Origin of the sequence: Cupriavidus necator (assembly GCF_040578825.1) — a bacterium.
In the GTDB taxonomy this organism is placed as follows: domain Bacteria; phylum Pseudomonadota; class Gammaproteobacteria; order Burkholderiales; family Burkholderiaceae; genus Cupriavidus; species Cupriavidus necator_E.
The window spans coordinates 41,708-60,152 of record NZ_JBEFLI010000001.1 but is presented as its reverse complement, the minus strand read 5'-3'; the positions used below and the strand labels follow the sequence as shown (position 1 = coordinate 60,152).

The 18,445-nt window shown below is 65.8% G+C and carries 24 protein-coding genes and 1 pseudogene; 13 read left to right on the top strand and 12 right to left on the bottom strand.

What is annotated here, in order from left to right; all coding sequences use genetic code 11:
* Positions 1–26: 26 nt before the first annotated feature.
* The 5 genes from AB1I47_RS00305 to AB1I47_RS00285 form a co-directional block, all read right to left on the bottom strand.
* On the bottom strand, positions 27–317 hold the full coding sequence (locus AB1I47_RS00305; RefSeq protein WP_354681802.1) for a nucleotidyltransferase family protein: 291 nt from the start codon (positions 315–317) through the stop codon (positions 27–29).
* Between the two features lie 92 nt (positions 318–409).
* Positions 410–544 (bottom strand): hypothetical protein, encoded by a 135-nt coding sequence (locus AB1I47_RS00300; protein WP_354681801.1) that lies wholly within the window; start codon positions 542–544, stop codon positions 410–412.
* A gap of 203 nt (positions 545–747) precedes the next feature.
* A complete protein-coding gene (locus AB1I47_RS00295; protein ID WP_354681800.1) occupies positions 748–1,068 on the bottom strand; it encodes a helix-turn-helix domain-containing protein in 321 nt (106 codons plus the stop codon).
* The gene (locus AB1I47_RS00290; protein ID WP_354681962.1) at positions 1,058–1,348 is read right to left on the bottom strand and encodes a type II toxin-antitoxin system RelE/ParE family toxin; all 291 of its coding nucleotides are present in this window, start codon (positions 1,346–1,348) and stop codon (positions 1,058–1,060) included. Before AB1I47_RS00290 ends, AB1I47_RS00295 begins: the two co-directional genes overlap by 11 nt.
* A 286-nt stretch (positions 1,349–1,634) precedes the next feature.
* Positions 1,635–1,856 (bottom strand): helix-turn-helix domain-containing protein, encoded by a 222-nt coding sequence (locus AB1I47_RS00285; RefSeq protein ID WP_354681799.1) that lies wholly within the window; start codon positions 1,854–1,856, stop codon positions 1,635–1,637.
* Positions 1,857–2,180: 324 nt separating this feature from the next.
* Between AB1I47_RS00285 and AB1I47_RS00280 the strand changes: the two genes are divergently transcribed.
* From AB1I47_RS00280 to AB1I47_RS00260, 5 genes are all read left to right on the top strand, one after another.
* Entirely contained in the window at positions 2,181–2,411 is a 231-nt protein-coding gene (locus tag AB1I47_RS00280) for a hypothetical protein (protein ID WP_354681798.1), read from the top strand.
* Positions 2,372–2,686, top strand: a complete 315-nt coding sequence (locus AB1I47_RS00275; protein ID WP_354681797.1) for a hypothetical protein — start codon at positions 2,372–2,374, stop codon at positions 2,684–2,686. Before AB1I47_RS00280 ends, AB1I47_RS00275 begins: the two co-directional genes overlap by 40 nt.
* Positions 2,683–3,066 carry a hypothetical protein gene (locus tag AB1I47_RS00270; protein WP_354681796.1) on the top strand — a complete coding sequence of 128 codons (384 nt, stop codon included), beginning with the start codon at positions 2,683–2,685 and terminating at the stop codon, positions 3,064–3,066. The genes AB1I47_RS00275 and AB1I47_RS00270 overlap by 4 nt, the downstream gene beginning before the upstream one ends.
* A gap of 1 nt (position 3,067) precedes the next feature.
* Complete coding sequence (locus AB1I47_RS00265; protein WP_354681795.1) at positions 3,068–4,051, top strand: tyrosine-type recombinase/integrase; 984 nt, start codon at positions 3,068–3,070, stop codon at positions 4,049–4,051.
* A gap of 122 nt (positions 4,052–4,173) precedes the next feature.
* A complete protein-coding gene (locus AB1I47_RS00260; RefSeq protein WP_354681794.1) occupies positions 4,174–4,623 on the top strand; it encodes an HU family DNA-binding protein in 450 nt (149 codons plus the stop codon).
* A gap of 81 nt (positions 4,624–4,704) precedes the next feature.
* Here AB1I47_RS00260 and AB1I47_RS00255 read toward each other — a convergent pair whose 3' ends face one another.
* Both AB1I47_RS00255 and AB1I47_RS00250 read right to left on the bottom strand, forming a co-directional pair.
* Positions 4,705–4,902, bottom strand: coding sequence for a hypothetical protein (locus tag AB1I47_RS00255; protein WP_354681978.1), 198 nt, complete (start codon positions 4,900–4,902; stop codon positions 4,705–4,707).
* 42 nt (positions 4,903–4,944) lie between these two features.
* Positions 4,945–5,111: pseudogene (locus tag AB1I47_RS00250) on the bottom strand (DNA-binding protein); the annotation flags it as partial.
* 334 nt (positions 5,112–5,445) lie between these two features.
* Between AB1I47_RS00250 and AB1I47_RS00245 the strand changes: the two are divergent.
* Complete coding sequence (locus AB1I47_RS00245) at positions 5,446–6,372, top strand: transcriptional regulator GcvA (protein ID WP_354681793.1); 927 nt, start codon at positions 5,446–5,448, stop codon at positions 6,370–6,372.
* Between the two features lie 65 nt (positions 6,373–6,437).
* Here AB1I47_RS00245 and AB1I47_RS00240 read toward each other — a convergent pair whose 3' ends face one another.
* The 5 genes from AB1I47_RS00240 to AB1I47_RS00220 form a co-directional block, all read right to left on the bottom strand.
* The gene (locus AB1I47_RS00240; protein ID WP_354681792.1) at positions 6,438–6,848 is read right to left on the bottom strand and encodes a thioesterase family protein; all 411 of its coding nucleotides are present in this window, start codon (positions 6,846–6,848) and stop codon (positions 6,438–6,440) included.
* Between the two features lie 85 nt (positions 6,849–6,933).
* Positions 6,934–7,848 carry an amidohydrolase family protein gene (locus AB1I47_RS00235; protein WP_354681791.1) on the bottom strand — a complete coding sequence of 305 codons (915 nt, stop codon included), beginning with the start codon at positions 7,846–7,848 and terminating at the stop codon, positions 6,934–6,936.
* Positions 7,849–7,852: 4 nt separating this feature from the next.
* Positions 7,853–8,833, bottom strand: a complete 981-nt coding sequence (locus AB1I47_RS00230) for a Bug family tripartite tricarboxylate transporter substrate binding protein (RefSeq protein WP_354681790.1) — start codon at positions 8,831–8,833, stop codon at positions 7,853–7,855.
* 45 nt (positions 8,834–8,878) lie between these two features.
* Positions 8,879–10,111 (bottom strand): CaiB/BaiF CoA transferase family protein, encoded by a 1,233-nt coding sequence (locus AB1I47_RS00225; protein WP_354681789.1) that lies wholly within the window; start codon positions 10,109–10,111, stop codon positions 8,879–8,881.
* Between the two features lie 69 nt (positions 10,112–10,180).
* Positions 10,181–10,960 (bottom strand): enoyl-CoA hydratase-related protein, encoded by a 780-nt coding sequence (locus AB1I47_RS00220; protein ID WP_354681788.1) that lies wholly within the window; start codon positions 10,958–10,960, stop codon positions 10,181–10,183.
* 290 nt (positions 10,961–11,250) lie between these two features.
* Here AB1I47_RS00220 and AB1I47_RS00215 point away from each other — a divergent pair, with 290 nt between their 5' ends.
* The 7 genes from AB1I47_RS00215 (at position 11,251) to AB1I47_RS00185 (ending at position 18,425) form a co-directional block, all read left to right on the top strand.
* Entirely contained in the window at positions 11,251–12,390 is a 1,140-nt protein-coding gene (locus AB1I47_RS00215; protein ID WP_354681787.1) for an iron-containing alcohol dehydrogenase, read from the top strand.
* A gap of 55 nt (positions 12,391–12,445) precedes the next feature.
* Positions 12,446–13,411 carry a Bug family tripartite tricarboxylate transporter substrate binding protein gene (locus AB1I47_RS00210; RefSeq protein WP_354681786.1) on the top strand — a complete coding sequence of 322 codons (966 nt, stop codon included), beginning with the start codon at positions 12,446–12,448 and terminating at the stop codon, positions 13,409–13,411.
* Position 13,412: 1 nt separating this feature from the next.
* A complete protein-coding gene (locus tag AB1I47_RS00205) occupies positions 13,413–14,603 on the top strand; it encodes a fumarylacetoacetate hydrolase family protein (RefSeq protein WP_354681785.1) in 1,191 nt (396 codons plus the stop codon).
* 74 nt (positions 14,604–14,677) lie between these two features.
* Entirely contained in the window at positions 14,678–15,658 is a 981-nt protein-coding gene (locus AB1I47_RS00200; protein ID WP_354681784.1) for a DctP family TRAP transporter solute-binding subunit, read from the top strand.
* A 12-nt stretch (positions 15,659–15,670) separates the two neighbouring features.
* A complete protein-coding gene (locus tag AB1I47_RS00195; protein ID WP_354681783.1) occupies positions 15,671–16,603 on the top strand; it encodes an amidohydrolase family protein in 933 nt (310 codons plus the stop codon).
* A gap of 27 nt (positions 16,604–16,630) precedes the next feature.
* A complete protein-coding gene (locus tag AB1I47_RS00190) occupies positions 16,631–17,131 on the top strand; it encodes a TRAP transporter small permease (protein ID WP_354681782.1) in 501 nt (166 codons plus the stop codon).
* A 16-nt stretch (positions 17,132–17,147) separates the two neighbouring features.
* Complete coding sequence (locus tag AB1I47_RS00185; protein WP_354681781.1) at positions 17,148–18,425, top strand: TRAP transporter large permease; 1,278 nt, start codon at positions 17,148–17,150, stop codon at positions 18,423–18,425.
* The last annotated feature ends 20 nt before the right edge of the window (positions 18,426–18,445 follow it).

Genomic DNA, 18,445 nt, shown 5'->3' with positions numbered 1-18,445 from the left:
AAGCACTTTATGGATTATCGCGCGTCTCATACCGGCACCGCTTCGGCAAGCACGGTGGCGCGGAATTTTTCCGGCAAGGCCTTTGGCGTCAACACATCGACGGGCACACCCAGCAACTGAAGTAGTTCGTGGCGAATCGCGCCGATGTCGAGCAACGTCGTGTCTGGCGTCGGATCAATGAGAAGGTCCAAATCGCTGCCCTCGGTGTCCTCGCCATGAACGACCGAACCAAAGACGCGCGGATTACTGGCCCGGTGCGTCGCCACTACGCGCCGAATGGCCTCCCCATGAGATGAGAGAGCAAGAGACGGTTTCATGCTGAGTGACTCCTGTGGTTTGTCTATTTCATCTCTCTTGTCCGCCCGACATGCAGATACACGTGCGTCATCGTCGTGCAGCCGACCGTGTCTCACCGCTCGCACGCCAAACCGGGCAGATCGATATTGTGGTTGCCCTCACCAATGAGTTCGATGTTACGAATCGGTGTCATCTCATTGCTCAGGAACGCCACTTCATCCGATGTCAACCAGATTGACGCTGCCACGATCCCTTTGCCTCCTGCGTTCGCCTACGGATGCGAAACGCGGTGTCGCACGGCGAGGCCTGAACGTACGCTAGGTCGCGCAAACGAACCGAACACGCGCGCCCCGCGGAACGACCGAATTAAGCAGAGTCCGCATGGCAAGGCCTCCTCCACCGATCGCCCCACCCCATCCCAGCCCCGCATTGTCAGAGCCGATGACCAGTTCAGGTGAGTACATCTAGGCCATGCTTCTTGACTACCTGCAGGAGCCTGGCAGCCATACCGCTGGGTTGCTTTTGGCCGCTTTCCCACTTTTGAACTGTCGATGTGCTGGTGTTGAGGTACAAGGCAAAGATGGGCTGGCTAACCTTGGCCGCCTTACGAATGTGCACGATGTCCTTGGCCTCAAAGTGAGGGGGCTCTTCCAGACAGAGATCTTCATATTCCCGCATCGTCTTCGTGTCGATGACCTTCGCCTTGCGAAGACCGGATGCAGCGCTGTGAATTGCCTCGAAGGCGTCCCTCTTGAATCGTTTAGCAGTCATGGCAAATCTCCAGTAACTCCCCGTCCTGGATCAGCTCGGCCATATGCTGAGCTGAAGCCTCTGCGTAATGCTTGGAGAGCTTCTTGAACGCGACCAACTCCTTGTCGCTGATGTTGTCCCGGTCCTTCTTTGCGAACAGGAACGTGAATATCCACCGCTTTCCTACTTTATTGAGAACGATCGAGCGGTGCTTGTTCTTGTCCAGGCGCTTCTTCCAGACACCGCCGCCTAAATCATCTCCCTGGCCCTGCATCAGTTCCTTGGCAGCGCAACACTTTATAAGGTAGCATGGCCCTCATCGAAAGTGACCCATTGGTATGTTCGACGGCGAGCCGTCTCGCGACGTGGGGCGAGGCTGGTGATGGAAATCGGGCTGGTGCCGCCACCGTTACCGGGCTTGCCTCATCAAGGATTCATCGCGGGTGAATCTGGCAGGTAGCACACCGCGGTCTCTCGGTCGATACAAGAGCGCACAGAGACTGCCAGCCAGAAGGCGCCGCAAGCGCGATCCCAACGGCTCAGAGGCGCTGCAACCCGCCCTGCTGCTCCCGCCATCCATCCGGCCGTTAATCGTGGGGCTCCCACACTGACTCGTCACCGCGCTTGGCCGCATGGGTAGCGGCCTGCTCGAGCCAAGGGCCATGCGCCTTCGGAACGACCAACATCGTCAAACCTAAACCGTCCAGCACACGCAGGACCTGCTCAAGATTGACGCCCTTGCCGTTCTCGAGCTTCGACAGCATGCCCACAGACACACAGCAACCCCTTGCTGCCTGGTCATTGGGCATCCCTTCCCCTGCTCGCGTGGCGCGAATGCGATTACCCAGTTGCAGAATGGTACGAATGGTTGCGCGTGACGGCGGTGTCGGATCCGGGAGTGGTCGTAGCATGGGGCATGTTCATTGCGGAAGGAAAGCCAGCAAGAAGGCGGGCCCTCGTTTCTTTCACCATCGTGAAATTATACGTGAGACCGGATGACGGTCGCAGGACGGTTGCCCTTGACTGCTGCCGACATGCTCGCACCACACCTGACGCCTGGCTGACACCTGCTGGCGGTACCGGAGGATGCCGCGCCTGGCAGAAGAAACGCGGCTGCACCCTATGATGTGCGCATGACGCGGCAACGCGCCGACCAGATGATGGCCGACTTGCCGCGCTACCTGCAGCCCGCTGCCTGGCCAAACCGTGTCGGCTTGGTGATGCTGGCGGGCGGCGCCGAGTATCGACGCGTCATGCGCGCCGCGCTGGCCCGCGGTACGGTCCCCAACTGCCTGCCCTGCAAGAAACCACTGGTGGCATCGGCATGCAGCGGTCGCAACTCGGCGCTTTCCTCGGCCGCTTGAAGCCGGCCTTCCGTGACCAAACCGGCCAGCACGCTAACGGCACACCGCTCTATCGCGCGTACGGATGGATCCACGCCGGCGCCCTCGCCACCCTGCTCTACCGGGCCGCTCCCGCTCTTCCCTCGCGCCAGGCTCGCGTGCTCTCGGTCTTCAGGGGGCCGAACGGCCCCACCGCCGACGTTGAAGTGGAAGACTTCGTGCGCGGCCGCGCAAAAGTCTGCCAGCGTTGGGTCAGCGTCCGGGATCTCCATCCTTCCACCGAGGTGCCGGCATGAGTGATCTTGACCGACAGCTACATCGGGATGCGGTTGAGCTTTGCCAAACCGGGCCGGTAACACCCGACAAACTCGTGGCGCTCGCCCATGCAGGGCTCAAAGCGTGGGCGAAGGTCGGCAATCTGCAGTTCCCTCCCGAAAAGCGGTATGCACTACTTCAAGAAGTCATGCGTTACTGCGCCGGCGAATGCCTGCTTGCGTGCTGCTTCACGCAGGCGGACCGCCTGGAGCGGATCGCGGACATGCTGGACGCCACCTACCCTCGCTACGCCTGCACCTGCGCAAGACTCGCCGCGCGCCGCAACCTTTATGGGCGGCCGCGGTTCTGCCCCCCTTATTTGCAAGCGATATCCGCCGCGAAGCGGTGGCCGGTGGTGTGAGATGAGGCAAATTCAGTATATAACAGGGTGCATGACACAAATGGACTCCCTCTGGTTCAGCAACCCACCCCAGGCGTACCAGGACTGGCAGGCTCGCGAAGCGGCCGGCGCTGATCGCCGCCCCTTCTCGGCGCGCTCGATCATCCAGCATCAGGCAATGTTCGAGCATTTTCGTCGGCACCTGCTGGCACGAGGCACGACCATTGCCTCCTTTGGCACGGCCGACGTCGATGCGTTCTGGCAAACCCCCAATGGCCGCACATACTCGCAGGCCACCCGTATGCGGTATGTGAAGCTGCTGGACCGGCTGTGCCGACATCTGGTCTTCGCCGGCGTACGGCAGGACAACCCTGCCGCTACGCTGCTCACAGCTGAACGCTGGCCAGACCAGGAACCAACGCCTCAGTTCCTGAGCAAAGCTGAGGATGGGCGGCTGCAGGCGTATCTCAAATTGCCTCCTGTCGATCTGGCCAGTTTGCGCAGCCAGGCAATCGTCGCGGCATTCCTCGGTACCGGCATCACCGCGGCGGAAGCGCGCGCTGCCCATTGTGCGGATCTGAGGCTGGACGCGACCCCACCCTACCTCGTCGTGCGGGCACATGGGCCCCGGGACGCCCGCACGATGCACCTGGCTAGCTTCGCGGTACCGGTCCTACAGGCCTGGAGTACCCGGCGCGCGGCCCTCCCCATCGAGGGCGAATTGCTTTTCACCCTTACCCCAGATGGTCGTCCGATCACCGACATGAGCTTCGGCCGTATCGTGTCCGAGATCCTCAACGCGATCGGCGCCACTAACGTCGAAATGAGCCCGCGCACGTTGCGCAATACGTTCTGCCGGCGCCACCTCCTGGCCGGTCACTCTCGCGATGACGTGAGCCAAATGTTGGGGCTGGCCAGCAATCGCACCTGCGACCGGATCGCCGCGACCCTGACACCTGCATACCAAGCGCTTCAAGAAGACGCAGAAGCCGAGCGCAAAGGCTAGCAAAACGGGAGATCATGGAAATCCCGATACCCGCTTGCATACGCGGCCGCTTTTGCTATGCTTCGCCCGTGCGCCAACTAAAGATCGCTGTCGGGCGCGCACTTTACTCATCAGACACGACTATGGCCACGAAAGCGAAACCTGTCGCAAAGACTGCAACGAAGACCGCAGCTAAGAAGGCTGCCCCGGCCAAGAAGGCCGTTGCTGCCAAGAATGCCGCTCCTGCCAAGAAGGCAGCCGCTGCTGCACCGGTTGCCAAGCCGATCAAGGACACGTTCAATAAGTCCACCCTGCTGGCACACCTCGTGGAACAGACCCAGCTGGACAAGAAGGCTGTCCAGACCGTGCTGGTCCACCTGGAAAACACCATGGTGAACGCCCTGCACAAGAAGGGCGCTGGCGAATTCACCCTGCCGGGCCTGTTCAAGGTCTCGGCCATCCAGGTTCCGGCCACGAAGAAGCGCTTCGGCAAAAATCCGTTCACTGGCCAAGAGCAATGGTTCGCGGCCAAGCCGGCCGCCGTGAAGGTGAAGGTTCGGGCGATGAAGAAACTGAAGGACGCCGCGATGTAAACGCACCGGTTCACGCATGCAAAAGAAAAAGCCCCGGAATCTCGCGATTCCGGGGCTTTTATTTATTCTCTCCGCTACCACTCAGACAAATAATCCAATCTCTACGTACAACCGCGCGGCAATCGGCGAGACCAAGCAGCCAAACAACCCGAACGGGCAGCGCTTGCCGTCGCCTTCCATGGCGGTAAAGAATGCTTCCACGCCGCCCAGCAGGACAAATAGGACTGCGAGACGATGGCCCTGGACCGGGTCGGCGCACCAAGCAAGCTGGACAGGCATGGAGCGTGTTCGCAGTGCGCGATCCGCGGTCGGTGCAACTCCTTGCCAAAATGCTTGCAGCACTTCCGCCGACGTGCCCATGCTGCCCGTGCGCACTAGGCTGTAACTTGTTCGCGGTTGGAGTGCCCCAGTAGCGGAAGGACCAGCAAGCCGCAGACCTCGCGGTAAAGCGTGCGTTTTTCGGGGAAGCGCGTGAGCAGTTCGGCAATGTCGGTGGCCTTGGCGGCCTGCTCCGCGGCGTCGGTCAAATCCCGCTCGTCAATTACGTCGCGAGCCACTGAGCGGCGATCGCGCAAAGGCGCCAGCGGCGAGGGTCGTATCGTGCACATCGCCATTACCCAGGGCATGATATTCCGGATTGCCCGGTGGTCACCGAGATGGGCAAGATATAGGGCCCACGGATTCCCCTACACGGGACAGCCTCCTATTCATACGCCATTGCACGGATGCTATTGTGCTGCGGCCTGCCATGAGACAACATGCAGCATGCCGGCAAGGCGCCCACATCGAGTGAAACGTTGCCACTCTGCGATAACCCCCAATATGTCGAGACAGATTCCTCCACTTAACCCGCTGCGGGCCTTCGAAGTGGCCGCCCGGCATCTGAGCTTCACGCGGGCTGCCGAGGAATTGTTCGTCACGCCATCAGCAGTCAGTCACCAGATCAAGGCGTTGGAAGAAAGCCTGGGCGTACAGCTATTCATCCGCGAGGCCAAGGCGCTGGTGTTGACGCCGGCTGGCACGGCCTACCTGCCTAGCGTCCAGTTAGCGTTCAAGCAGCTCGCCGATGCCACGCACCGTCTGCACAGCAAGGATCGCCCGGCGCTGAAGGTCAACATGCCGCCCACGTTCGCGGTCAAATGGCTGATCCCGCGCATGGACCGCTTCATGAAGGCGCACCCGGATATCGACCTGAAGGTGTCGACGTCGAACCACCGCATCGATTTCGAGCGGGATGATTTCGACATGGCGATCCGCTACGGCCGCGGCGACTATCCCGGACTGCATAGCGAGCTGTGCCTGGCGGTAGAAGTGATCCCGGTCTGCAGCCCTGCACTGCTGCAGGGGCCGAATCCGCTGGAAACGCCATCGGACCTGAAGCACCATACGCTGCTGCACGACGACAGCACGTACACGGACGTCAGCAACCCGGACTGGGCGATGTGGCTGGAGCACGCCGGGGTCACCGATGTCGATGCCAGCCGCGGCCCGTCGTTCTGGCCAAGCCACCTGGTCATCAACGCGGCGCTCAGCGGCCTGGGGGTGGCGCTGGTGAAGAAGAATTGGATCGAGCAGGACCTGGCCGAAGGCCGGCTGGTGCGGCTGTTCGAATCGATCCGGCTGCCGGTGGAGTTTTCTTACTTCGTGGTGTTCCCGAAGGAGCGGCTGGAAGACCGCCGCATCCGCAGCTTTACCGACTGGATCCGCGCGGAAGTGGCGACGGACCAGCAGCAGCCGGCCCCCGCCTGAGGGCGGCGCGGGCGACGCCCGCGTACCGCACGGCCTGCCCCGATCGGCAGGCATGCCGCGCAACGTTATGCCGCGCCCTGCATCAATGCCGTCTTCTTCTGCACGCGTGCACGCAGCCGCTCGATATCGACCACAAAGCGGCGATGCGTGCCGCTGCACACCGTCTCCGCGGCATCTTCGGCAGTCACGCCGAACGTGACACTGCGCCCGTCGATAGCGGTCACCTCCACGCTGATGCGCACTTCCCCGCCAAGCGGCGTGGCCCCGCTGTGCTGCACCGAGACCTCCGCGCCAACCGAGCTTTCACCGTCGTCGAGATAGCCTTGCAGGAAATCCAGGCAGGTCTGCTCGATATCGCGCACCAGTTCAGGCGTCGCGTAGATGCGCAGGCTTTCGCCCAGAAAATCGATGGTGCGCTGGCGGTCGACCGTCAGCGTGCGCGAGCAGGTCGCGCCCGGTTGCAATCCGTTGTTCATCAGGGATTCCTTTGATGTTGCGGACGAAGCCATCCAACCCGGCGCGGTATGCGCGGGCCGGTGGCGTATCCATGGGTTTGTGTGGCTACAGGCGATAGATGCGCTGGGCGTTGTCGTGCCACAGCGCGCGCTGCTGTTCCGGCGAACAGATAGCGATGGCGGCGCGGAAGCCGGCCACGATGGTGTCGTAGCTGGCCACCAGGCTGTCCACCGGATAGTTGCTGGCGAACATGCAGCGCTCGGCGCCAAAGATGGCGATGGCGTCGCGGATCACGGGCACGTTGTCGGCCTGCGTCCGCAGCTTGCCCGGCAAACCCAGGCCCGAGATCTTCAAGGCGACATTGGGCTGTTCAGCCAGCGCGGCCATCGCGGCGCGCCAGCCGGCCAGCCCCGCCTCGCTGCGGTCAGCCGGCAGCCCGGTATGGTTCAGGATCAGCTGGGTGGGAAAATCCCGCGCCAGCGCCGCCGCCTGGTCCAGGTTCCACCACGGCGACTGCAAATCGAAGGACATGCCATGGCGCGCCAGCAAGGCGTAGCCGCGCCGCCAACGCTCGTCGTCCATCGAGCCCGGCAGCCCACGCCGCGCATCCTCCCGCCGGGCGGCGGTGACCGGCTTGTTGCGGATGCCGCGCATCATGGCGTAGGCGGCATGGCCGGCCAGCACTTCCTCGACATCGCCGCGGTCAAGCTGGGCATGACCGACGACTACCGTCGGCCTCCCCGTCCGCGCAGCGAGCTGCGTCAGCCATGCGGTCTCATCGACGGGATTGGCGCGCGCCCACTCTGCCTCGACGTGCACCGTCTTGACGGGCGCGCAACCGGCCGTGTCGCGGGCGAGATCCTCCGGCAGGTAATTCCGGCGCAGCGCCGAGTAGTCGCCATAGCGGAAGTTCGGCACCGCTTCGTCCTGCAGCCACGGATATGGATTGCGGCCGAGGTCCCAGAAATGCTGGTGCGCATCGATAAAGGGCTCGACAGGCGCCGCTTGTTCGTCGCGCATGGGCCTACTCCTTGACGGAGATGCGGGTGGCAAGCTGCTTGAACTGCGCTGACTCCTTCACCATGGCGGCCTGCAGCGTCACGTCGTCGGCATAGGTATCGGTGCTGAAATGCAGCTTCTCCAGCGTCTGGCGCATCACCGGCTCCTGCACGGACTTGGCAATGGCCGCCTTCAGTACTGCGATCACCTCGGGCGGTGTGCCCTTGGGCGCCGAGATGCCGCGCCAGATCCCCATCGACAGGTCGATATTGCGCTCCTTCAGCGTCGGCACATTCTCGAAGCCGCTGACGCGCTTGTCGGCCATTACCGCCAGCACCTTGAGCTTGCCCGCGGCCACGTGCGTGAAGACCTCTGCCGTGCTGACCGTGACTGCATCGATATGTCCGCCCAACAGCGCAAGCGTGGCGGGAGCGCCGCCGGCGTACGGGATATGGTTGAACTTCGCGCCGGTCTTGTCGGCCAGCGCGGCGGCAGCCATATGCCACGCCGAGCCCTGCCCCGCATTCCCCACGCGGATGTTGGCTCCCGGCTTGCGCGCATCAGCAACGAACTGCTCGATCGTTGTCCACGGCGCGTCCGCGCGTACTGCCACGGCGGCAGGATCGGCATTCAGGCGCGCGATCGGCACCAGGTCCTGGTAGGTGAACTTGGCCAGTCCGAGGTAGTTCAGGAAGGTCAGCTCGCTGGACGACAGCACCAGCTTGTAGCCGTCCGGCTTGGCGTGGACCACTTCGCCCAACCCCACCGCGCCGGTGGCGCCCGGCTTGTTGATCACCACGATCGGCTGCGGCAGGTGCCTGGCCGCCGCCGCGGACAGCGCGCGCGCCACCACATCGGCGCCGCCGCCGGCCTGCCACGGCACGATCAGTTCGATGCGCCGGCTGGGGTAGGTTTCCGCACTCGCCGCGGCCGTACCGCCCAGCAGCCCTAGCACCACGGCCGCCGGCATCGCCCAGCGCCGCAATAGCAAACGTGACATCTGCATGGTTGTCTCCTGTCTCTTATCGGTATAGATGATCCCGCGGTGCGCTCAGGCGGCGCCGCGTTCCAGTTCTTGCGAGCGCACCGGGGCGCCGAACGCACCCTGCGCACGCAGCCGCACGACGGTGGCCGGATCGAAGCCGAATTCGCCCAGCACCTCGTCGGTATGCTGCCCCAGCAACGGCGCCGGATAGCGCACCTGCTGCGGCGTGCCGCTTAGCTTGACGGGGAAGCCCAGCGCCTTGACCCGCCCTTCGACCGGGTGCTCGATCTCCAGCACCATGTCGCGCGCGACCGCCTGTTCGCTGGACAGCGCTTCGTCGTAGGTGAAGATCGGCGCCGCCGGCACGCCGGCCGCGAGCAGCGCGTCGACCCATTCCGCCGCCGGCTTGCGCGCGAATTCTGCCTCAATTTCAGGGATCAGCCCGGCGCGGTTGCGGATGCGCGCCGCATTGTCGGTAAAGCGCGGATCGGCGAGCAGGTCCGGCCGCTCGATCACATCGCACAGCGCAGCCCACAGCTTGGGATTGGCCGCACCGATGACAAAGTGCCGGTCCGCCGCTTGCACCGCCTGGTACGGCGCGCTCATCCGGTTGGCGCTGCCGATCGGCACCGGCACCTCGCCCGTGCCCCAGTACTCCGCCGACTCCCATACCGACAGGCCGAGCGCTGTCTCGAACAACGAGGCATCCACATACTGCCCTTGGCCCGTGTGCTCGCGCCCCATCAGTGCGCTGAGGACGCCATAGGCGGTGAACAGCCCGGCCCCCAGGTCGGCGATCGGCACGCTGGCCTTGACCGGCGGCGCGTCCGGATGGCCCATTACGCTCATCACGCCCGACATGGCCTGCGCGATCAGGTCCAGCCCCGGGCGCCGCGACCATGGCCCGGTCTGGCCGAAGCCGGAGATGCTGGCGTAGACCAGGCGCGGATTGATCTCGCGCAGCACCGCATAGTCGATCTTCAGGCGAGCGGCCACGCCCGGACGGTTGTTCTCCACCAGCACGTCAGCGCCGCGCACCAGTTCATAGAAGGCCTCCAGGCCGGCCGGGTTCTTCAGGTCGATCTCGACACTGCGCTTGTTGCGGTTCAGCGCCAGAAAGCCGCCACTGTCATCGCCCTTGAGCCGGAAGCCCATCGACTTGCGGGTCTGGTCGCCGGCACCCGGCGCTTCGACCTTGATGACGTCGGCGCCCATGTCGCCCAGCAGCATGCAGCAGAACGGACCGGCCATGATCTGGCTGACGTCCAGGACCTTGATTTTCGATAACGGCAAATTCATGGATACCACCTGAGGTTGGGGCGGCCGCATGGGAATGGCGGCGCCGCGATGCTTGGAAAGTAGGTGCTTTCAACGGCCCACGAACTGCGGGCGCGTCTTGTCGATAAAGGCGCGGTGGCCGATGCGGAAATCCTCGGTATCGAAGCATGCATAGGACTCGGCATGCTCTTCCGGACGCAGCGGCGTGGGATCGAGCAGCCGGCGCACGAACTGCTTGTGCCAGCGCGCCACCAGCGGCGCGCCAGCGGCGATGCGCCGTGCCGCCGCATAGGCTTCGTCCGGCACGGCCTCGTCCGCCACCACGCGATTGACCAGGCGCTTGTGCAGGGCCTCGTCGGCATCGAACACGCGGCCTTCCAGGACGATCTCCAGCGCGGTGGCCGGCCCCGCCAGCGCCACCAGCCCGCCCAGTTCGCCATACGACATCACCAGACCGAGCCGGTTGACCGGCACGCCAAAGCGGCTCGACCTGCCGCAGATGCGCAGGTCGCACATCGACGCGATCTCCAGCCCGCCGCCGACGCAGGCGCCCTGGATCAGCGCGATGGTCGGGTGCCGGCATTCGGCGATGGCGCGCATGGTGGCATTGGTGATCTCGCCATACTGCTGCGCCTGTGCGGCGTTGGCGCGCATGGTGTCGAACTCGGCAATGTCGGCGCCGGCGGCAAAGGCCTTGTCGCCAGCGCCGCGCAGCACCACGCAGCGCAGCGTGCCGTCGGCCGACAGGCCCTGGATGGCTTCGGTCAGGCCCTGCCACATGGACAGGTCCATGGCATTGAGCTTGTCCGGGTTGTTCAGCGTGATGGTGGCGACCTGCGCGTCGCGCTCGATCAGGATCGGTTGTCTCATGGTTGTCGTTGGTGTGGAGGAGGCCCGGCAGCGGGCAGTAGTCCGGCAGCGGGCGGTGGTCCGGAATCCGGCTGGTCTGCGCCAGTCTAGGGCCCGCGCCGCGCGCCGCAAAACGAGAAAATCTCAGCGCCGTTTCAAGAAAAACTAGGCATCCGGTGCTGTGAGTTTTTCTTGGGCAGCCTTCAAGTAATTCCACGTTGTGACCCGCGGGCCTTGTTCCTAGACTTCGTCACCAATGCAGCCGGCCCGCCCACAGGCACACGGCGCACCCCACACAGCATGGAGACAAGATGGCCCTCATCCACTACATCACCCAGATCCAGATCGACTTCGGCGCGATCGGGCTGCTGGCCCAGGAATGCGAACGCATCGGCATCAACCGCCCGCTGGTGGTCACCGATGCCGGCGTCAAGGCCGCCGGCATCGTGCAGCGCGTGCTGGAGCAGCTGCGCCCCGGCTGCGAGGCGGTGATCTACGACGGCACGCCATCCAACCCGACCGAAGCCGCCATGCGCGAGGCCATGCGCCTCTATGGCGAGTACCGTTGCGACGGCATCATCGCGGTGGGCGGCGGCTCGCCGATCGACCTGGCCAAGGGCGTGGCGGTGTGCGCCACGCACGAGGGGCCGCTGCGCCAGTTCGCCGCGATCGAAGGCGGCGTGGCGCGCATCACGGCCGCCACCGCGCCGGTCATCGCCATCCCCACCACCGCCGGCACCGGCAGCGAGGTCGGCCGTGGCGCGGTGCTGATCCTCGACGACGGCCGCAAGGTGGGCGTGCTCTCGCCCTACCTGGTGCCGCGCGTGGCGATCTGCGATCCCGAGCTGACCCTGGGCCTGCCGCCGATGCTGACCTCGGCCACCGGCATGGATGCCATCGCGCATTGCCTGGAGACCTTCATGGCGCCCGCGTTCAATCCGCCCGCCGACGGCATAGCGCTGGATGGCCTGCGCCGCGCGTGGCTGCATATCGAGCGCGCCCGCCGCGATCCGCAGGACCGTGACGCAAGGCTGGCGATGATGAGCGCATCGATGCAGGGCGCGCTCGCGTTCCAGAAGGGCCTGGGCTGCGTGCACAGCCTGAGCCACGCGCTCGGCGGACTGATGCCGACGCTGCACCATGGCACCCTGAACGCGGTGCTGCTGCCGGCGGTGATCCGATTCAACGCGGACGCGCCGTCGATGCAGGCAGACAGCAAGCTGGCCCGCATCGCGCAGGCAATGGGACTACCCGATGCCGACGCCATCGGGCCGGCGATCAGCGACCTGAGCCGCCGCCTGGGACTGCCGCCGGGGCTGCGCGAGATGGGCGTGGACCCGGCGCTGTTCCCGCGCGCGATCGACTATGCGCTGGCGGACCACTGCCACAAGACCAATCCGCGCGAGGCCAGCGCCGAAGACTACCTGGCGATGCTGCAGGATTCGCTGTAAGCCAAGCCGGCTTCACGAGCAAAACAGCAAAACAAAATTACAAAGGAGACCAAGCATGCAACGTCGCACCTTCCTGTGGGCGGGCGCCGCCGCGCTGGCCGCCCCGCTGGCGGGGGCCGCCTCGCCGCTGCCGGCCGGACCGATCCGGATCATCGTGGGCTTCCCGCCGGGTGGCGGCACTGATGTCATGGCCCGCGTGATCGCGCAGCAGCTCTCCACACTGTGGCAAGTGTCGGTGATCGTCGAGAACCGCCCCGGCGCGGCCGGCGTGGTCGCCGCGGAATACACCGCGCGGCAGGCGCCCGACGGCACCGCGCTGCTGATGACCAATATCAGCAACCATGCCATCGCGCCCAGCCTGTATCCCAAGCTCGGCTATTCGGTGGAGAAGGACTTCACGCCGATCATGCTGGTGGGGGTCACGCCCAACCTGCTGATCTGCAACACCAGGGGGCGTGCGCGTTCGGTTGCCGACGTGGTCGCGCTGTGCCGCAGCCAGCCCGGCAAGATCACCTTCGGCTCGTCCGGCGCGGGCGCGGCACAGCATCTGGCGCTGGAGATGTTCAAGCTGCGTGCGGGCGTCGATGCGCTGCATGTGCCCTATCGCGGCTCGGCGCCGATGCTGACGGACCTGATCGGCGGCCAGATCGATTTCAGCTTCGAGACCATGACCTCGGCCACGCCGCAGATCCAGGGCGGCAAGGTGGTGGCGATCGCGCAGACGCGCCCGCGCCGCGCGGCCAGCTATCCCAAGGTGCCGACGCTGGCCGAGTCCGGCTTCCCCGGTTTCGATGCCGGCACGTGGTACGGGCTGGTGGGCCCCGCCGGCCTGCCGGCGCCGATGGTCGAGCGCATGAATGCGGACATGAACAAGGTGCTGGCGATGCCGGATGTCGCCAGCAAGCTGGCCGGCTTCGGCGCCGAGGACGGCGGCGGCACGGCGGCGCGCTTTGCGCAGTTCATCGCAGCGGAGCGCGTGAAGTGGGCGCGCGTGGTCAAGGACGCCAACGTCAAGGTGTGACATGAACCGACGCATCACGATTGAGGAAACCTTGCCCCGCGACGCGGAGCGGGCCCTGCTGGTCGGGCGTGCCTGGCTGCCTGGCCCGAACGGCGGCCCCGCCACGGTAGTCGTGCGCGGCGCGGAGCTGTTCGACATCAGCGCCACTGCGCCCACGATTGCCGGGCTGCTCGCGCGGCCAGACTGCGCCGAACGCGTGCGGAACGCCACCGGGTCTTCTCTGGGGCCACTGCAGGACTGGCTCGATGCGACTTGTGCGCATGGCCCGGACCCTGCGCACCGCCACCTGCTGGCGCCGAACGACCTGCAGGTGGTCAAGGCCGCCGGCGTGACCTTTGCCGCCAGCCTGGTCGAGCGCGTGATCGAGGAGCGGGCACGCGGCGATGCGGCCAGCGCCGCGGCCGTGCGCGAGAACGTCAGCGCCATCGTCGGCCCGGGCTTTGCGTCGGTGCGCCCGGGTTCGCCCGAAGCCATGCGCATCAAGGAAGTGCTGGTAGCGCAAGGGCTGTGGTCACAGTACCTGGAAGTCGGCATCGGCCCGGATGCGGAGATCTTTACCAAGGCCGCGCCACTGTCGTCGGTGGGCACCGGAGTGGATGTCGGCCTGCACCCCCAATCGACCTGGAACAACCCCGAGCCTGAGGTCGTGCTGGCGGTCTCGCCGCGCGGCGAGATCGTCGGCGCGGCGCTTGGCAATGACGTCAACCTGCGCGACTTCGAAGGCCGCAGCGCGCTGCTGCTGGGCAAGGCCAAGGACAACAACGCATCGTGCGGCATCGGCCCGTGGATCCGCCTGTGCGATACGCATTTCGGCATCGACGAGATCGCCCACACCGAAGTCGACCTCACCATCGAAGGCGAGGATGGCTTCGTGCTGCACGGCGCAAGCGCCATGACCCGGATCAGCCGCTCGCCCCAGGAACTGGTGTCACATGCCATGGGCGCGCACCACCAGTACCCCGACGGCATGATGCTGTTCTGCGGCACGCTGTTCGCGCCGGTGCAGGACCGCGACGCGCCGGGCGCCGGCTTTACCCACCACCTGCGCGACCGCGTCAGCATTTCCGCGTCGCACCTCGGCGGGCTGATCAACTGGGTCGGTAACAGCAACGACCTGCCGCCGTGGACCTTCGGCATCGGCGCATTGATGGCCAACCTGGCCCGGCGTGGCCTGCTGCATCCCCCTCCCTGATCCTTACTTGCCCCGCACGGGGCGCACAGAGCCCGGCACACCCGACCGGGCCGCATGACAACCCAGGAGACACCATGAAACACGTTATCCCGCATATCGTGCTGGCGGCGCTATTGTTCGTCGCCGGCGTGGCCGCCGCGCAGGCACCCGTCAAGCTGCGCTTTGCCCATACCGTTCCGGAAACCGATTCGCAGCACCATGCCGCGCTCGCCTTCAGCAAGAAGGTCAAGGAGCGCACCCAGGGCGGCGTCGAGATCCAGGTTTTCGCCAACAGCCAGCTCGGCAACGACACCACGCTGGTCACCGGCGTGCGCAGCGGCACCATCGACATCGGTGCCACCGGCAATCCCTTTGTCACCGGGCTGGCACCGCGCCTGAACGTGCTGGACCTGCCCTACCAGTTCGAGGATGGCCCGTCGGCCTACAAGGTGCTGGACGGCCCGGTCGGCCGCTCGCTGCTCGACGAGCTGGGCGCCCACCGCATCAAGGGCCTGGCCTTCTGGGAGATCGGCTTCCGCAGCCTCGGCAACAACAAGCGGCCGATCAACAAGGCCGAGGACATCCGCGGCCTGAAGATCCGCACCACGCCCAACCCCTCGCATATCAAGGCCTTCCAGTTGCTGGGCGCGAGCCCGCAGCCGATGCCGTTCGCCGAGGTCTTCGGCGCGCTGGAATCCGGCGCGGTCGACGGCCAGGAGAACCCGCCCACGCTGATGGTGTCGTCCAAGATGTACGAGGTGCAGAAGTATGTCTCGATGACGCGCCACGCCTATACCGCGCTGGTGGTGCTGATGAACAAGGCGAAATTCGACTCGCTCAAGCCTGAGTACCAGAAGGTGCTGCTGGAAGAAGCCGCGGCCGCTGCCACCTACCAGCGCAAGCTCAATGCCGACAACGAAGCCGCCGCGATTGCCACGTTGCGCGCCAAGGGCGTGCAGGTCAACGAGCATCCCGACAACGCCGGCATCCGCAAGGCAGTGCGCGAGGAAACGCGCCAGCTGTTCGTGCAGAAGAATGGCGACGCCGTGCTGCGCGCCATGGACGCCCAGCGGTAGGAGAACCACGCCATGCCCGCCATGCCCACCGCCATCGTCGATGCCCACCACCACCTGTGGCGGCTCGGCCCGGCGCGCCATCCCTGGCTGCAGGAAGGATACGACCCTGCCGCCTTCTTTCTCGGCGACTACGCCCCGCTGCGGCAGGACTTCGACCCGCGAGACTACCTGCGGCAATGGGACGGCCTGCACCTGGCCGCCAGCGTGCATGTCGAAGCCGAACGGCACGCCGACGAGTCGGTGGCCGAGGCCGCGTGGCTGCATCGGGTCCACGCACGCCACGGCTTTCCCAATGCGGTGGTGGCGCATGCCGATTTCAACAGCGACACGCTGGCCGCACAGCTGCGCGCGCACCAGGCCTTTCCTCTGGTGCGGGGCGTAAGGTGCAAGCCGCGCACCAGCCGCACCGCCGATGGCAGCGTGCACGGGCAGCCCGGCACGCTGCAGGACCCACGCTGGCTGACTGGCCTGCATCGGCTGGCCGAGCATGGCCTGGCGTGGGACCTGCGCGTGCCGTGGTGGCACCTTGAGGAAGCCGCCGAGGCGATCGCGGCCGTGCCGGGGCTCGCCGTGGTGGTCGAGCACACCGGCCTGCCATGGGACCGCTCGGAAGCGGGCCTGGCCGGCTGGCGCCGCGGACTTGCAGCGCTGGCCAGCCAGCCAGGCGTGCACCTGAAGCTGTCCGAGTTCGGCCTGCCCGGCGCGGCATGGGACCGCGCCGGCAATGTCGGCGTGATCCGCCAGGCGCTGGAGATCTTCGGCTGGCAGCGCTGCATGTTCGCCAGCAACCTGCCGGTCTCCGGCCTGCGCGCGTCGCTGCACGAAATCGTCAATACCGTGGCCGCCGGGCTGGAAGGCCTGCCCCACGCCGCCGCGCAAGCGGTGTGGCACGACAACGCCATGCGCTTTTACCGGATCGAGGCGCCCGCAGCGACCCTGCGCTGACGCCCGTCCAACCAGGAGTTCCAAGTCATGAACCGCATTACGCTCCGCCTGGCCCAGGGCGCCATGGTCGCCATGATGGCAACCATGATCGTGCTGGTCTTCGGCAACGTGGTCCTGCGCTACGTCTTCAATTCCGGCATTGCCTTCTCCGAGGAAGCCTCGCGCTTTGTCTTCATGTGGCTGACGCTGATCGGCGCGCTGCTGGTGATGCACGACAAGGCCCACCTCGGCATGTCCACCGTGGTCTCGCGCCTGGGCGAAAACGGCCAGCGCGCCTGCCGCCTGCTCGCCGATGCCGGCGCACTGGGCTGCTGCCTGCTGCTCGCGCACGGCGCCTGGCAACTGGTGACGATCGGCATGGACGACCGTGCCCCCGTCACCGGCGTGCCGCTGGGCGTGGTCTATGCCTGCCTGCTGGTATGCAGCGTCGGCATGGCGGCGATGCTGCTGCACGGGCTGTGGCGGCTGGTCAGCGGCCGCATGCAGCAGCACGAGCTGGTGCCGCAGTCCGGCGCCACCGGCGAATAAGCGCAAGGAATCCATCATGACCATCTTTGTCTTTGTTGGCTCGCTGCTGGGCGCGATGTCGCTCGGCATGCCCATCGCCTTTGCGCTGCTCGCTTCCGGTGTCGCGCTGATGCTGCACCTGGGCAATTTCGATACGCAGATCCTCGCGCAGAACATGCTGGAGGGCGTCAACAACTATCCGCTGATGGCGGTGCCGTTCTTCATGCTGGCCGGCGAGCTGATGAATGCCGGCGGGCTGTCGCAACGCATTGTGCGCGTGGCCGACGCGGGGGTCGGGCATGTGCGCGGCGGGCTGGGCTACGTGGCGATCATCGCGGCCACGGTGGTGGCCAGCATCTCCGGCTCGGCCGTGGCCGATACCGCCGCCGTTGCCGCACTGCTGATCCCGATGATGCGCAACGCCGGCTACAACGTGCCGCGCGCCGCGGGGCTGATCGCAGCGGGCGGCATCATCGCGCCGGTGATCCCGCCGTCGATCGCCATCGTCGTGTTCGGCGTGGTCGCGCAGGTGTCGATCACCAAGCTGTTCCTGGCCGGCATCGCGCCCGGCGCCATGATGGCGCTGACGCTTGCCGTGACCTGGCACTTCTGCGCGCGCAAGGAGAAGCTGGCGCCGGTGGAACCGTTCAGTGCGCGCCGCCTCGCCAAGGCCGCGCTCGACGGCGTGTGGGCGCTGGTGCTGCCGGTTGTGATCATCGGCGGCATGAAGATCGGCGCGTTCACGCCGACCGAGGCCGCGGTGGTGGCGGTGGTCTACGCCATCGTGGTCGGCCGCTTTGTCTACGGCGAACTGAAGCTGCGCGCCCTGCCCGGGCTGATCGTCACGGCGGCCAAGACCTCCAGCACCGTGCTGTTCCTGGTGGCGTGCGCGCTGGTCTCGGCATGGCTGATCACCATCGCCAATATCCCGGCGCAGGTGACCGACCTGCTCGAACCCTTCATCGACAACAAGATCCTGCTGATGTTCGTCATCATGATCCTGGTGATCGCGGTCGGCACCGCGCTCGACCTGATGCCGACGGTGCTGATCATGACGCCGATCCTGATGCCCGTGATCACCAAGGCCGGCATCGATCCGGTGTACTTCGGCGTGATGTTCGTGCTCAACAACGCCATCGGCCTGTTGACGCCGCCAGTCGGCACGGTGCTCAACGTGGTGGCCGGCACCTCGCGCTGCAGCCTGGACAGCGTGATCGGCGGGGTCTGGCCCTTCCTGCTGAGCCTGACTGCGCTGATGTTCCTGTTCGTGCTGTTCCCGCAGCTGATCCTGGTGCCGGCCGCGTGGCTGCACTGATCTCCTCCTCTACGCCCAAC